General features: G+C 50.8%; 13 protein-coding genes. 3 read left to right on the top strand and 10 right to left on the bottom strand.

What is annotated here, in order from left to right:
- Positions 1-36: 36 nt before the first annotated feature.
- On the bottom strand, positions 37-2,181 hold the full coding sequence (locus AC2FC2_RS17580; protein ID WP_209634302.1) for a phage tail tape measure protein: 2,145 nt from the start codon (positions 2,179-2,181) through the stop codon (positions 37-39).
- A gap of 518 nt (positions 2,182-2,699) precedes the next feature.
- Between AC2FC2_RS17580 and AC2FC2_RS17575 the strand changes: the two genes are divergently transcribed.
- Both AC2FC2_RS17575 and AC2FC2_RS17570 read left to right on the top strand, forming a co-directional pair.
- Positions 2,700-2,900: a host cell division inhibitor Icd-like protein gene (locus AC2FC2_RS17575; RefSeq protein WP_174575360.1), complete on the top strand. Its 201-nt coding sequence runs from the start codon at positions 2,700-2,702 to the stop codon at positions 2,898-2,900.
- Positions 2,893-3,198, top strand: a complete 306-nt coding sequence (locus tag AC2FC2_RS17570) for a hypothetical protein (protein WP_490659632.1) — start codon at positions 2,893-2,895, stop codon at positions 3,196-3,198. Before AC2FC2_RS17575 ends, AC2FC2_RS17570 begins: the two co-directional genes overlap by 8 nt.
- Before the next feature lie 384 nt (positions 3,199-3,582).
- Here the strand turns inward: AC2FC2_RS17570 and AC2FC2_RS17565 are convergent, their stop codons facing one another.
- Both AC2FC2_RS17565 and AC2FC2_RS17560 read right to left on the bottom strand, forming a co-directional pair.
- Positions 3,583-4,041 carry a Mor transcription activator family protein gene (locus AC2FC2_RS17565; protein ID WP_174575358.1) on the bottom strand — a complete coding sequence of 153 codons (459 nt, stop codon included), beginning with the start codon at positions 4,039-4,041 and terminating at the stop codon, positions 3,583-3,585.
- A gap of 46 nt (positions 4,042-4,087) precedes the next feature.
- A complete protein-coding gene (locus tag AC2FC2_RS17560) occupies positions 4,088-4,993 on the bottom strand; it encodes a Mu-like prophage major head subunit gpT family protein (RefSeq protein ID WP_174575357.1) in 906 nt (301 codons plus the stop codon).
- Positions 4,994-5,680: 687 nt separating this feature from the next.
- Between AC2FC2_RS17560 and ctlX the strand changes: the two genes are divergently transcribed.
- Complete coding sequence (gene ctlX / locus AC2FC2_RS17555; RefSeq protein ID WP_265556062.1) at positions 5,681-6,607, top strand: citrulline utilization hydrolase CtlX; 927 nt, start codon at positions 5,681-5,683, stop codon at positions 6,605-6,607.
- 12 nt (positions 6,608-6,619) lie between these two features.
- On the opposite strand, the gene AC2FC2_RS17550 is transcribed toward ctlX, so the two are convergent.
- Genes AC2FC2_RS17550 through AC2FC2_RS17520 form a run of 7 tightly spaced genes read right to left on the bottom strand, consistent with a single transcriptional unit; the run spans position 6,620 to position 14,371 of the window.
- Entirely contained in the window at positions 6,620-7,231 is a 612-nt protein-coding gene (locus AC2FC2_RS17550) for a helix-turn-helix transcriptional regulator (RefSeq protein WP_209639258.1), read from the bottom strand.
- Positions 7,232-7,233: 2 nt separating this feature from the next.
- Complete coding sequence (locus AC2FC2_RS17545; RefSeq protein WP_490659631.1) at positions 7,234-8,868, bottom strand: PglL family O-oligosaccharyltransferase; 1,635 nt, start codon at positions 8,866-8,868, stop codon at positions 7,234-7,236.
- 24 nt (positions 8,869-8,892) lie between these two features.
- Positions 8,893-9,432 (bottom strand): fimbrial protein, encoded by a 540-nt coding sequence (locus tag AC2FC2_RS17540; protein ID WP_209639253.1) that lies wholly within the window; start codon positions 9,430-9,432, stop codon positions 8,893-8,895.
- A 17-nt stretch (positions 9,433-9,449) separates the two neighbouring features.
- On the bottom strand, positions 9,450-10,454 hold the full coding sequence (locus AC2FC2_RS17535) for a fimbrial protein (protein ID WP_490659637.1): 1,005 nt from the start codon (positions 10,452-10,454) through the stop codon (positions 9,450-9,452).
- Between the two features lie 14 nt (positions 10,455-10,468).
- Positions 10,469-11,083, bottom strand: a complete 615-nt coding sequence (locus AC2FC2_RS17530; RefSeq protein WP_061808539.1) for a fimbrial protein — start codon at positions 11,081-11,083, stop codon at positions 10,469-10,471.
- 11 nt (positions 11,084-11,094) lie between these two features.
- Entirely contained in the window at positions 11,095-11,850 is a 756-nt protein-coding gene (locus tag AC2FC2_RS17525; protein ID WP_416221889.1) for a fimbrial biogenesis chaperone, read from the bottom strand.
- Positions 11,851-11,869: 19 nt separating this feature from the next.
- Complete coding sequence (locus AC2FC2_RS17520; protein WP_265556058.1) at positions 11,870-14,371, bottom strand: fimbria/pilus outer membrane usher protein; 2,502 nt, start codon at positions 14,369-14,371, stop codon at positions 11,870-11,872.
- Positions 14,372-14,442 lie beyond the last annotated feature (71 nt).

Below are 14,442 nucleotides of genomic sequence, written 5' to 3'. Positions count from 1 at the left end.
TAGACCACCACTACTAGCAACTTATACCTAGGTCAGTTATTCATGCCCTCTTGGGCCGCGAGCAGCTTGACCGCCAAGGTAATCGCTAACCGCCTCACCAATAGTGCGCTCATCAAGTTTAACAACAGATGTTAGATGGATTTTTAGGTCATCCTTCGTTAGTGAGGCAGGCTGTCTTTTTAAGTAATCAGGAACACCGAAATTAGCAGTATCAGGTAAGGAGCCGAATGGGTCGACACTGCCACTGGATACCTTCGGCACCTTAATTCCACTGGAAGGGTTATCCCAGCGATTTTTTATAATTTCAGTAGCAATATCAACAAAGCTATAACCAGATGTTCCCGCTTTAATTGAACTGACTTTACCGGACATGTCGTTATTCTTAAATTCATCGCGAAGATAATCACGTGTACTTGTTAGAGCAACAGAACCCGCTGTTACGTAAAGTGCTGGTATAGAAATACCCGCAGCATTTGCAGCCCCTGGGATAGGTGAAGACGTTTTAGGTAAACCAATATTAGTCCCACCCTGTAATAGTCGTATGCCACCAAAAACGACAGCAGCCGCTGTCATTGCCTTAATACCAAGTTCAGCGCCTGCTAACGCAGTAGTTAACCCCGGGTATTGACTAGAGTAATCGGAAAGTTCTTTTGATAATCGCCCCAAAACATCAGATACAGTTTTCATTGAGTCGATCTCTGCAAAATCCTTATCATTCTGGAACTGTTCAGTTTTGAAGTCATTACTAGATGATATGACTTTAAACGCAGCCTCGCCTGCACCAAAGGAATTCTCAGTTCCGGCAATTTGTTCCTTAATGAAATCCCGCTTTAAAATCTTTGTCTTTAAAGCCATCCCCGCTTGCTGGTCTGCGACTATATTTGCAACTAAAGATGAAACCAGCACATCCATAGCGGCACTTAGGTCAGCTTCTTTACTTGTACCCTTATATTTATTTAATTTATTTTCGAGCGCTTTATAATCCTTATTGCTCTCGACAATTCCAGTTATGGCTTTCATATTGGCATCAGCAGTGTTGACCCCCTGAGAACGCTGAGAAACAAGATACTGCTCATAAGACAATGCCTTCCCATCTTTACCCCTGAACTTATAGTTCTTGAGTGAATTTTTAATATCAGCGCTGACAATTTTATCCATTAGGTTATTGATATTAGTCGAGGCAGCACTGTTATCACCAGCTGTAAGGGCGTTTGCTTGGTTTTCTGCTAGCAATTTATCTATATCCTTTAACCCTCCCATCCCTAAAGCTTTACCTTTTGACATTTGCTGAGGAAGTCCTCTTGCCATGTCAGCTAACTCATAGCTGCCGTTTTCGCCAGAACGAATTAATTTATCAAAGAGTTCTGGCAATTGTTCTTTAGTAATACCGAAAAGGGCAATAGCCGCAGAAGCAACTTTTGCAAGGTCTTGAGGGGCAGCACCTGACGCAGTAGAATAGCGCATTATTGATGGCAGCATCTCCATGGCAGTTTCAGAGTCAACCTGCCCATCAGCAAAAATATTATTTAATGTTTCCGCCGCTGTTTCTCTTGTTCCACCACCATATTTTACAGCCTTTTTTATAGCATTATTCATGACGGGAACTTTTTTAATACGCTCCTCCGGGCTAAGGTCATTGAAACCGGTATTTGACATCATGAGAAGCCGTCGCTCATAACTCATCTGGTTTTTCACTGGCTGAGCTATCACAGATGCACCCGCCAAAATCCCACCACCTATGGCTAATGCATTAGAGCCAATGCCACGGGCGCGCTCCATGCGACTCATAGCTAGGCCTGCACCATTAAGTTCTTCCCGCAACCGCCCAACTTTTTGCGTCATTGCTGTGAATGCCCGGCTTTGGTCGTTTGCCGACATTATTCCGCTACGAGTCAAACGCATATAAGCTGCTTGTGTTTGTGTTATTTCACGCTGAATTTCACGTTCTGATCGGACTCCAAGTGTAGACCTTGCTGAAGCTGCTCTTCGATATTCATCTTGCAGGGCTCTGGATGCCTGAATGCCTCGAGAAGCATTCTGTTGCTGAGATTTGGCAAGTTGATCCCCTTGCTTCTCAGCAGCCTTCGTTTGTTGTATAGCGTCTTGCATTGCTTTGCGTAAAACCTTTGAACCAGTATCACGCGCCGTTAATTGCAGGGCTAAAGAAAGATTTCTAGACATGATTTTTCCTTTCTATAGGAACATAATAACGTTAATTAATAACTTACATTAACTATGCAAAATAAATCGCAAAACAATGCAGAATAAATCGCAAATTAAGTGAAGTCATTCACAACAAAAAGATACCATAATGTGATAATGACAAAGAAGGAAAAACAAAAAGCCATGATTTCTAATATAAAATAGCCAGCTATAAAGCTGGCTTTAGGTAGTTACCCTTTAGGTGTTATTCCTCGAGCATGTAATTCTTTTCGCAAAACACGTTTAATCCAAGTTGCTAAAGATGAATCTCCATCGAGCCTAGCTTGCTCCTCTAACTGCGATCGGAACTCCTCCGGTAGTCTCATCTGATACTGTGGAGATCTCTTCTCTTGCTGTGTTGACATGGTCGTTACCCGGGTCTATTATCATTTACATGGTAACGACCATTGTAATTACAGTTGCCACACAAAGCAACGCCTCTGAGTGTTACCAGCACAGCAGAGGCGTCTGACCACTACGTTACGGAGATTAACGCTATGGCTAAGTTCCATTGTACTCATACTCAACCAAAATATCAGTATCGCTTTCTTGCGATAGCTCGGCTTGACTTGGCCGCTGTTCCTTGTCGCCTGAGTGTCGAAGCCGCTTCGGAAAGCGAGGCAAGACAGATTTTAGCTCAACAATTCATCCTGTCGCTCGCTGCACGCCTCCCATCTAAGGAGACCACTCATGGATAAAAGAGAGGTAAGTTCGTGTGTCGACCTGCTGAGAAGCGGCGATCTACTCAAATTATCGGGTGAGGAAGCTAAGAACATTCTATCTGATGCGGAAAATACGAAGGACGCCTTAATCTGCGGGATGGAATCGATAGGAACATTGATGGAACACTATTCCGCCGAATGTCTTATCAGGCGTACAGCTCATGATATGAGCGCTCAAGATATGCAATCCATTGGTATGTTTTTAATGACAGCGACAAAGCTGGTACGTGCACTAGACGATGTCATCACGAGAAGCGCTGACAGTACCGAATGAATTATGCATTGATTGTTCACCTTAAGGCTCCCGGCACTGTCGGGAGTTTTCACATTGCCACATCAAAACCGCCTATTTTCAAATTCGCCATGTAAGCCACTACAAGAAGACATAACCTTATAGCTGTAGGTTAGGGTGAGTGACAATCAATAAAGCTAAATTAAAGCGATTTAAACGGGTTTTAAAGTAGCATTCTAAGGTGGTCTTAGCGAACTTTAACGTTTTTATTGAATCGGTGTATTTTCAGAGGGCAGCGCTGTACTAGTTGGCATGGATAAGGATGGCACTAGATGGTAGTTCATAGCCAGAAAGAGAAAAAAGAAACCCCGGGCATACTGATTATATGACCGGGGTTTTAGGGATAAATACTCGAACGATTAAAACTTAGTGTATGTTATTTATAATGTCAACTGCTGTGTTAAATTTTTTCCAAATATCCCACCCATGCCTGTCGCTTATCTGGTGTGATATTGAAACGCTTTTGATTGCACTGGTAAGAGATGAACCTTTCATAATTGCCTTTTTCACATCGCTTACAAAACGTAGATGTCTCACCCTCGTCAGTAAGATATTTTCCCTTGGAATATATAGTTTTTCACCACTAAAATGGTTACATAATGCGCGGGCGGCTTCTAGACCAATAGCATTAGAAAGCTTTGAAAAAGAATCGCAATTCCATTTGCGTTTTGGAAAATCAAAGTAAGCACCGCCGAAACTTCCAAATAGTTTTCTTGCGTTTTCAATACCAATAACCTGAACAATCAATTCACCTGTTGGTGTAAGTAGTTTTGATAATTCTTGATTACCAAATTTATCAATACAATAATTCATTTTAGCACCCACTTTGAAAATCCAAAATTACGTGGCAAGCATGGCTCGCCAGAAATATTTAAGGAAGGTGTGGTGAAACAACTACCTCAACCAACCCGTAATTTGGGTTTGGTTTCTGATTATCTAAGGTCTCAGCCTTCGCAATATAAAACGCCGCCTCCCTGTTTGATTGCCCTACTAACAGAATTTTAGGTTGAATAGCCAAGGGGCGTTCTTCTTCTGTTTTTTGTGATGACATTCTATCGTACAATTCTGCAAAGTTAGTGGGGGTTAGGGCTAATTTACTTGCAAATGCTAACTGCCAGAAACTAAAGCCCATATTCCCACGGGCACGAACACCGAAAATAAACTCATCGCGCATAAACGTATTATAATCATCGATTTCGTTAACTCTGGCAAGTTCATACTTTTCGCGCACTTGAAAAATGAACGGTTTAACTGCTCGTGAGTTATCCAAAAGATACCATGCGGGCATTTCATCTTCACTGCTTACCGGTAATTGAACGTTGGATGCTTTAGATTCTTCAACGCCGTTCATTACCGGATGCTGTTCACTGAAAAACGGTTTACCATCATAACAACGAGCAACAAAACCAGACTTAATTAGCTCAAATAGTAATTCATCCGGATGCCGAGCGGCAGCGCCACCCATTTCCTGGAAGAATGCCGCATACAATCCTATTTGGTCGTCGGCAATATCATCACGCTTAATTTTAATTGTTGATTCAAACTTTCTATTTTTAATATTATAGCTATAAGCGCTTATGTTTTTTACTATGCGTTCACCCACCCATTCACGCAGTGACGGAAACCCACTCAACCATGCATAATTCGTTTCACTGGTTGATGATGGGATTATTGTTGAAATCTGCGGATAGAGAGTTTTGACTGATTCAAACTCTTTCTTATACAGAACTTGACCATTGATAAAAAGGCCGCCGATTGTTTGCTTGTTAACTAGCATGTGGAGATATCCTTTGGTTTAAACGGGTAGGTTACGTTAATACAGAGCAAGGATATCACCACTGAACTCGTTCACCTGCATGAAGGGGTTCAGTGCCTTTAATTGGCTCGCTTACCTTTCAAAAAGAAAGGCACGATTTATCTATATTGGTTTCTTGATCAAAATCATAGAGTTAACTAAAAAGAAAGGAGCGAGGTAAACTTTATCATGATTTTCTTTTCACTAAAACAATAAAGAAAGCCTTCGATCACAAGGCAAGATAAAAATCATCCACTACTTAAACTCACACTCTTATCTCTAAGCTACTGTTTAAGATCGATTTTATTATTGTTGCTCAATAGTTTTAAAAAAACGTTCAAAATCCTTTAAAAGATGCTCAGATTTATGCAAATTAAAACGCAAAACTTGCCTATATTGATCATTTTATTATCAGCTATGCAAAATCAAATAAGTCGTCCGGAATCCTTATTTTCACTGGCCTCGCGGCGAAATTCCCCCACCTCACCAAGTGTGCAAAATAGATCACTCCCCCACACGGTCGGTGTCATTCATGTTGTCAAAGTGTCACGGGTTGGTGTCGGTTTGTAAAAATATAGAGCAATTTAGCCAGTTATCACACTGTTTGGCGTCAAATTGATTTTCCATAATGGGGGCGCATTTTCATCCCCAATCCCAGTGAGAAACAGCATGCAAACCACCCAATCCGTTTTTATGGTTCGGCCATCTGGCTTTGCCGCCAATCAAGAAACCCGGCACAGTAATTTCTTCCAGAAAAACGCGGTGAATCATGAAGATCACGCGGTGGGAGCCTTAGCTGCCTTTAACGGTTATGTCGACGCGCTGACGCAAGCTGGCATCGAGGTGACGGTGATAGAGGATACTGGCGGACAGGAAACGCCGGATGCGTTATTCCCCAATAATTGGATTGCACTGCTGGCTGACGGCAGCCTGTACACCTTTCCGATGGAAGCCAATAACCGACGACGGGAGCGCCGCGAGGACATTATTGCGCAGCTCGCCAACGATTTTAAGGTTGAACGACAGATTGATCTTTCGGCCTACGAGCTGACAGGGCGTTTTTTGGAAGGCACCGGCTCGCTGATCCTGGATCACGTTCACAAGCTGGCTTACGCCTGTCTGTCGTCACGAAGTTCGCCGGACGTAGGGCGCGAATTTGAGCACCACTCCGGCTACCGGATTATCTGGTTCGACGCTGCAGACCGCCTCGAGCGGCCCATTTATCACACCAACGTGATGCTGAGCGTCGGCGCGCAATATGCCGTTGTTTGCCTTGCCAGCATCCGCGACCAAGCGCAAAAAAGCGTGCTGATCGCCACGCTGAAGCGCAGTGGAAAAACCGTTATTGACGTCAGCTTCGCTCAGATGGAGGCCTTTGCCTGCAACGTGCTGGAACTGCGAGCCAAAGACGGCCACCCGGTTTACGCCATGTCGACCCGGGCCTGGGCCAGCTTCACGCCACAGCAGCAAGCGCTGATCGGCGGCTATGCCCGCCTGGCGTTAGGGCCGATCGATATCATTGAAGATCTCGGCGGCGGCGGGGCGCGCTGCATGTTGGCGGAGATTTTCCTGCCAAAGAAGCTCTCGCTGGCCTGAGCCGGCCTGTACTCAGCCTAATCCCAATTGATTGAGCAACATTTTGTTCAGCTCGGTGCTCTTGTTGACGTTGAGCTTGCGCATTGCCGAGCGTTTATGGGCGCTGATTGTCTTTTGGCTGCGGTGCAACATGCCGGCGATGGTGCAGGCAGACATGCCGGTGCTCATCAGCCTCAGCACTTTTTTTTCGCAGTGGCTCAGGGCGGCGATGCGGCACTGCCGGCATTTCCAGATGCCGCTGGCGTGCAAGGCGACCCAGGGTTGCTGGCAGAAACGTTCCAATGCCAGTTGTAGCTTGCTACGGATGACGGCGTCATCGTCGCGCCGATTAATGCAAAACAGCGCCGGATGCTTATGCGCATAGTGAGCTTCGCGATCGTTGAGGATCAGCACGGTCATTTGCCGGTGGCGTGGCGTCTGATAAGGGCTTTGATAACAGCGGGCACAGCCGCAACCCTCTTCCAGCGTGCGGAAGATAATTTCTATCGGCTCCAGTTCCTGCAAATCAGCCGAATAACCACGACGGCTTGCATTGAGACCATTAAGGTAATCTTCGACCAACAGGCGCAGACCAAGCTGATAAAATTTATCGTTACCCAACAGGGTGAACCGAATATTAAGCATAGTTACTCCTCAAAGCGCAGATCGTGCGGAAACAGTCGCTTGGCTTGACGTTGCAGACTGGCGGCTCGCTCGGGGTGTTGCAGCAATCGGCTGACGGCCATCAGGTTGATGTAAATATTGGCGTCCGGACGCACGCGGATTTCGTTTTCCGCCCACTGTTGGTAGCTCAGCAACGTCGACGTATCACGGGTTTGCGGGTATTGCAGCAGCCGTTGTAACTGCACGTCGTAGTCGTAACGCACCTGCCAGGGCGTCGGCGTGATGACCCGGCCCATAGGGTCGAATTGCCGCAGGCCACTTTTTTCCACGGCGGTAATAATCAACGCGCTGTGCAGGCCATTGAGCAGATAAGGCACCATCAATGCCGCGATGCCTGCGGCGGCCAGCCGCAGCGGGGTTTGAGCACGGGAGCGCAGCGGCAAACGGCGGCGCACGTCGGCGGCGCGCAGGATCGCCAGCAGCAGCACCGCATGGGCAGCAGAAAGGTAAAGTGGGTACTCCACCATCATATGTAGCAGGATGGGCAGCGCCGCCATCCAGGGGGCAGGGCGCAAAGGCAGCGCGTACGTGCGTTGCAGTAAGCGCCAAAACCCCCAGCAGATCACGGCGACACCGCCCAGGCTCAACAAGCCGCCTTCGATGCCCCACAGCAATATTTCGTTGTGCGGGTGGCTGATAGCGACAGTTTCCATACCCGTGCTATGGGTGGTGTAAAAGTGATGCAGGAAATCGTGCTGGAAATGCCCATAGCCCCAACCGAACCAGGGGCGCTCGGCGATCATGCGCAACGCCTCCAGCCAGTAGGCCAGTCGATAAACAATCGGCTCCGCCACGGTGATTGCCCTTGTGGCACCGTTAAGCATTACCAGCAGCAGTCCAGCGGCTATCCCGGCAATCAGTAAAAGCACGGCGACGGCGGCACGGCGGCGATGAAGGCGGTACAGTACCCACAGCTGGAACGGCGACAGCAATATGGCCGCCAGCACCCCAACGCGTGAGGCAATAACGATCAACAACAGCGGTGCCAGCACCAGCATGCTTGCTGCCAGCCATTGCAGGCGGCGCGGCAAAGGGCGACGGGTGCTCAACAGATACAGCGCCAACGCCAGGCCGGTGGCCATAAAACTGGCCATCAGGTTCCATTGTTGGAAGATGCCGTAAGGGCGATTTTTCAGGCTGTTGTAACCGATCCAGTTACCCGGTTGCAGCAGCGCGTATTGCACCAGGCCGAACACGGCTTCGATCACCGTTGCTGCCAATAACAGCATCAGCAGGTTGCGCCTGCGTACGCGGTCGAGCGGAATTTGCAGCAGTGCAAAGTAAGCGAGCACGCCGAGTACCAGCCCCATCAGACGCGGCAGGGCTTCACTGAGCCAGGGTTGCTGTGCCCATAACAACGGCAATAATAGAATCAGGCCGCCCAGCGCCAGCCGGTTAAAAAAGGCCGAAGTCACTAACGGCGGGCGGCTGAACAACATCGCGCCGATAACTGTCAGGGCGATGAAAATCCCGCCGACCAGATTCCACGGCAGGTAAAACCCGCTGCCGCCGCGATTGGGCCAGTAAATGTGCATGGCGATCAGGCAATAAAATGCCGCCAGCCCGAATAACCAGGCCGCTTTGGGTTTGGACATCATGACGTTTTCCTGCAACCGCCGGGCTTACTGGTAAGCCAGTACGAAGTTGGCCACCGAGCTGAATTCACCCTCGGTAATGGTTTTATTCTGTATCGCGCTGGGGTGGCCTTGCACATAGGCGGTGAAATTCAGGATATTGGCACCGTCCTGCAATGCCACTGCGCTGGTGGCCTGGTTCAAATCAATGTCGGCCCCCTTGCTGTCAAACAGGGCGATGGCGGCACCGTTGGTACCGTTATTGATCGCCAGTTTGCCCGGCAGTTCGCTGTCTTCGGTGCCGCTGAAGGTGACATTGACCGATTTGAACACCGACGTTTTACAGTCGGTCAGCTTGATGTTGAACGGCACCGGGTTGCTGTGACCGTAGCGATACAGGGTTTTGACGATCACGGTGTCCATCTCCACCACCTGATCGGCCGATTGCGGCTCAATATTGCACGGCCGGCTCACGACGGTGCCGTGAAACTGTAATGGCGAACCGACCAGTTCGGTATCTGCCAGGGTGGGCAGCGTTGCAAACAATAAGGGTGTGCAACTCAATAGTGCTAAGGCACGCAAACGCATCGTCTTTTCTCCCTGGGCTACTCGAAGGCTGCCACTATGGTGGCTGAGGCGTTAAATTCCCCTTCCGCGATTTCCTTACCGCCGTTGGCCAACGGTGCGGCAACCAAATTCCAACTGCCGCCGTTACCGATGTTGGGCACCGGGTAAAACTCATTGGGGATCACCAGGCTACCGTTATGTTTGATCTCGATACCGAGATCGGTTTTATCGGTTTTAAACGCGTTGTTGCTGAAGGACGCGGGGGTGCCGGAAACCGCCAGTTTGATATTCAGCGTGCCGTCTTCGAAGCTGCCGCCTTCACACTGAAAACGCACCGGTATGCTTTGTGGATAGCTGGTGCCGTTCAGGTTGCTGCCGCTGATTTCACCGAATTCGACGTTGATCAGCTGGCCCTCATTCACCACGCATTTATCCGGCACATACAAAATGGCGGACTGAATAAACACCTGCGCCATCGGGTTAGGGCCGAACCCTGCGTCGGTTGATCCTAACCGGCCATACATCTCGATGATTTGCCGGTCATTAATCTGCACGCCGTTGATGATTTTTTTGCGCACCCGGAAGGTGACCTTGCCCTTGGATCCGCTTTCATAGTTATTGATCTGCGCATAAGGCGGATTACATGAGTGGTTGGTGTATTCATTGGAGACGTTGTAAAAAGGCACGGTGACATAGGCCTTTTTATTACCGGCAATCCACACCTCGGCTTTTAAATCCAGGTAGTCATTCAGTTTTAAATAACCGTTGCCGTATTCGGAAGGCGGCAACGCCGAATCCGACTTATAAAAGTGTGGGCTGCGGGGGATTGGCGTATCACAATAGGCTTTGCCGGTATATTGACCGCCTAATGAGTAGGTGAACTCTTTGGTAAAACCGACGGTATTGGTAATGTTGGTTTCGTTCAGATCGATATAAAACGGCTTCGGGCCGCCGTCTGGCGTCACATAGCCGTTAGCCCAAACTGCAGGGGCCGACAGCGCCAGTGCCAGCGGCAGGCAAACGTTCAGGTAGGTTTTTTTCATCGCGTTTTTGAACCTCACAGGTAAATCACCTGAATGTGCGCCACGCCGGAAAAGCCGGCCGCCATCACTGCCCGCTGCGTTGATTCCACGCTGGCACTGAACCACAACGTATTGCTGCCGGGTTGCAGAATGTAGGGCTGGCTCTGTTGGTTGAGTGACAGCGCACGCCCCTGCTGATCCTTCAACCGCAGGCCAATACCTTGCACGCCGCCGTTAAGTTTCAGCAGATCCGGGTTGTTGATATCGCTGTCGCCGAGAAACACCAGCGTGGCCGCTTGCTCACCTTTTAAATAAAGCTGTCCGGCATCGCCGTTTCGCTGGCCTGCCGGGTTATCCGCGAGAGCCTTGGCTCCCAGCAGACAGTTGCGGAACGAGAGGCGAAAACGCACCGGCGTGCTCTGGTCGCCGGCATTTTGGAAGTCACGTGCGTTGACGTCGCCCAAATCAATGGCCTGATCCTGGCTGTCCGGCGTCAGGCTGCAGGGGGAACTGAGCAGGCCGCCATGAAAGCTGACGGTGCCCGTGGTGCCTTGGATTACGCCCAGTGGCGTCGCCGCCGTTGCGCTGCCGGTGAACAGCAACACGCCGAGCAGCAGGGGCCGCAGACGGCCGCCGGTGAATTCAGCCATGTGGGATCTCCTTATTTTTTCGCATCGGGCACGGCGTTGCAGACGCTGCCATTACAGGCAAAGCGCAGCTCAGGGTGGCCGCCGTAGTCATTGATATAGGTGATGACAAAGCTGTTGAGGCCGTTGTCGCGCAGCTTGAGGGTTTCGCTGGATTTCGGTTTCAGCATGACGGGCTGGAAATCGCTCAGTGCGCCGCCACCTTGTTTCTGCGTCTGACGGGTCATGCCGGTCAGGGTGATATAAAACGGCGTAGGGTTTTCAACGGTGAAGCCGCCAGCGCTTTTGTGGAACACCAGCTTTTCCTGCCACACGTCACCTTTTGGCGCGACGATAGCCTTTGGCCGGTAAAACAGTTTGATCTGGGTTTGCAGCGCCAACTGCATCACATTGGTTTTGCTGCTTTTTGGCGGAATTTCACGCAGGTTGAAATAGAACACCGATTCGCGATCCTGCGGCAGGCGATCGGCCTCCGGGGTCTTGGTGATACGCACTACGCTGCGTTCGTTGGCCTCAACCCGCTGCAATGGCGGCAACACCACCAGAGGCGACGTGATTTTCTGGTGCTGTTCGTTTTCCAGCCAAGACTGGGCCAGGAAAGGCAGTTCCTTGTTCTCGTTGACAATATTCAGGCTGATGGATTTCGCGTCGCTAAGGTAGACGGCACGCGTACGATCCAGCGATATTGCCGCATTGGCGACAGGGGCTGCAGCGGCCAATGCCAGGCCCAGCGCGGCCATTTTTGCTAACGGTGAGTTATTCATAGTCATCAATTCTCTGTGTTACGGATTACAGTTTGGCGCACGGCAGCAACAGCTGGTCCAGCGGCTTGGCGGCGCCCGGTATGACAATGCGGCACTGGCGCTGGCCTTCCCAGGCGACATCCAGTTGCTCTTGCGGCTGTACACCGGTCAGATAGACCGAGCCACCGTCGTTCACTACCGCCACTTCGCGGCCACGCTCGCTCAGCACCGTGGCACCAAACGGCGGCTCGCTGCCGTCGGCCAGTTTGATGGTGGCCAGCAGTTTGCTGCCTTTCACGACCTCAAAGTGGCGGTAACCGATGGCACCTTCGGTCAGCGTGCCTTGCACCACCGCGCGGGTGGCTTCAACATCGTCTGCCAGCGTATTGACGTCGATACGGGTGTCGGTGTTGTAGTAACTGGTGATGTCGGAGATCACCGCCAGGCCGAAGCGGTTGCTGTAGGCGCGGCCGTTGTTGATTGGCACCCCGGCAATACCGTCGGTATCCAGCATCATCCGGCTGCCGCCGTTGCTGGAGTTTTGGTGCGCGGCAACGCCATGTCGGGTAGCGGTAATGCCACTGCGGAAAGTACCGCCAATCGACGAGTAGCTGTCCTGCTGGTAAGACGCGCTGGCGTTGAGCGAGCCAAATGACGCGTTATGGCTGTAGTAGCCACGGGCCAGTGATTTACCGGATTGGTTAAAGCCGCCGCTGACCTGCCAGGTGTTGTTCGGATCGGTGTAGTCGTTGTAGGACGCCATCTGTGTAACGTCGCTGTTGCTGGTTTGCAGCGAGTAACCCACTCGGCGGCGATCGCCAATGGGCACGCTGAAGTTCACCATCACGCTGTCATCGGTACGGCCGTGGTAGGTCGTGCGATACGCCGACAGCGATGCGGTGATGTTGCTGACATTGCCGACGTTGAATAATTTGCTGGCGGACAATCCGTAACGATCCTGTGCCCTCGCGTCCCAATAGGTTTGGTGCGAATAGGTCAGGTAGGCGGTGATCGCTTTGGCGCTGTCTTCCGCCATAAAGGTTTTGCTGGCGGTAATGGTGTACAGCTCTTTCTGGCGCCCGTCGTAGCGTTCATCGTAGTCGCTGTAGCGTTCTTGCAGATACTGCGACATGTTCATGAATTTACGCTGTGAGAAGCGGTAGCCGGCGAAGGTAATCTGGCTGTTCAACTCATCGAAACGTTTGGCGTAGTTGACCTTGAATGACAGGCCACTGGCGGTCGGTTCGTTGGGCAGGCGGGCGATGGACTGAGTCACATCCACCGACATGGCGCCAAACACGTTCAGGTCACGCCCCAGGCCGAGAGCCCAGGCGTTGTAATCACCCCCAATCAGTGCCCCGCCGTACAGTGACCAGGCGCTGGTCAGCCCCCAGGAGAAATCACTGGCGGAGAACAACGACCCCTGCATGCGATGATCGTAAGCTGAGGGTTTGCCCACGGCGACGTTGTAGCGCACATAGCCAGGGCGAGTCAGGTAAGGGATGGTCGCGGTATCTACCTGGAAAGTGGACACGCTGCCATCCTGCTCTTCCACTTTCACGTCCAGTCGACCACGTACCGAGCTGTTGAGATCCTGGATGGCGAACGGCCCTGCGGGCACGGTCGTTTCATACAAGGTGCGGCCTTCTTGCGACACGGTAATCTTGGCATTGCTTTTGGCAATACCGCGAACTTCCGGCGCATAGCCCTGCAAGTTTGGCGGCAGCATGCGTTCGTCGCTGGCCAGATTCAGGCCGGTAAAACGGTAGGAATCGAACACGCCCGAGTCGAGGAAAATTTCGCCAAGGGTCAGTTTGGCGGCCTGCATCGGCAGCGCGCGGTAGGCGTAGATCTGGTTCCAGTCGAAATGACTGTCGCGTTCGCCGGCCTGCTGGTTGTAATTGGCCTGATAATCAGCGCGCAGGCGCCAGGCACCCAGGTTGGCACCTACGGTCCCGTAACTGCTGAGATTTTCTGCGGTGTTGTTATTGTGGCTCTGTTTACCGACCTGGCCGCTGATGCTGTAATCCAGGAGCAATCCGGGGATGCCGTCATCCCATTGTTCCGGTGGCGTCCAATCCGGATCGGAATATTTCATCCAGGCCTGGGGGATAGTGATCGCCAGTACGCCGCCGCCGATACGATCGGAAATCGTCGCCCCTTTGATGCCACTGATATCGGCGCAGCTGTTGTCGTGCCACAGGGTGATTTTCTTGGCGGCCTCTTCTTTCAGCGCCATTTTTTCGACCAGATCCGGCGGCAGGCAGACACGGGAGCGATCCTGTTTATCCGACGACGGATAATAGTGAATGCTGCGCTGGGGCAGGGTTTTCTGGTTGATTTTAATATCCAGCAGATAGGCGCCGGGCATGACGTAATCGGCGTCGGAAAAGCGTGATAAATCCACTTTACTGCGTTCGCCAATATCTAATACGTCGGTATTAAATTCCGTGGCGGAAAAAGCCGAATGCACCCAGAGGAAAGATAGAATGACGGTGAGGGGTATTTTTTTCCGTGTCAGTAATGACGTCATAGAATAATCACTCATGGCAAATCCGCGCCCAATAGCAGGTCATCCTGTACGACCTGAATACGTAATACGTGATGTCATTCAGTGCC

It is taken from the genome of Serratia sp. CoH_122_TC_1 (genome assembly GCF_058191755.1).
Note: the sequence above shows the minus strand (reverse complement) of the source record. Positions and strands in the feature narration are given on the sequence as shown.

Coding starts and splice junctions, on each gene's coding strand:
- AC2FC2_RS17580 (WP_209634302.1), bottom strand. CDS start 2,181: ATGTCTAGAAATCTTTCTTTAGCCCTGCAATTAACGGCGCGTGATACT.
- AC2FC2_RS17575 (WP_174575360.1), top strand. CDS start 2,700: ATGGCTAAGTTCCATTGTACTCATACTCAACCAAAATATCAGTATCGC.
- AC2FC2_RS17570 (WP_490659632.1), top strand. CDS start 2,893: ATGGATAAAAGAGAGGTAAGTTCGTGTGTCGACCTGCTGAGAAGCGGC.
- AC2FC2_RS17560 (WP_174575357.1), bottom strand. CDS start 4,993: ATGCTAGTTAACAAGCAAACAATCGGCGGCCTTTTTATCAATGGTCAA.
- ctlX (WP_265556062.1), top strand. CDS start 5,681: ATGCAAACCACCCAATCCGTTTTTATGGTTCGGCCATCTGGCTTTGCC.
- AC2FC2_RS17550 (WP_209639258.1), bottom strand. CDS start 7,231: ATGCTTAATATTCGGTTCACCCTGTTGGGTAACGATAAATTTTATCAG.
- AC2FC2_RS17545 (WP_490659631.1), bottom strand. CDS start 8,868: ATGATGTCCAAACCCAAAGCGGCCTGGTTATTCGGGCTGGCGGCATTT.
- AC2FC2_RS17540 (WP_209639253.1), bottom strand. CDS start 9,432: ATGCGTTTGCGTGCCTTAGCACTATTGAGTTGCACACCCTTATTGTTT.
- AC2FC2_RS17535 (WP_490659637.1), bottom strand. CDS start 10,454: ATGAAAAAAACCTACCTGAACGTTTGCCTGCCGCTGGCACTGGCGCTG.
- AC2FC2_RS17530 (WP_061808539.1), bottom strand. CDS start 11,083: ATGGCTGAATTCACCGGCGGCCGTCTGCGGCCCCTGCTGCTCGGCGTG.
- AC2FC2_RS17525 (WP_416221889.1), bottom strand. CDS start 11,850: ATGACTATGAATAACTCACCGTTAGCAAAAATGGCCGCGCTGGGCCTG.
- AC2FC2_RS17520 (WP_265556058.1), bottom strand. CDS start 14,371: ATGAGTGATTATTCTATGACGTCATTACTGACACGGAAAAAAATACCC.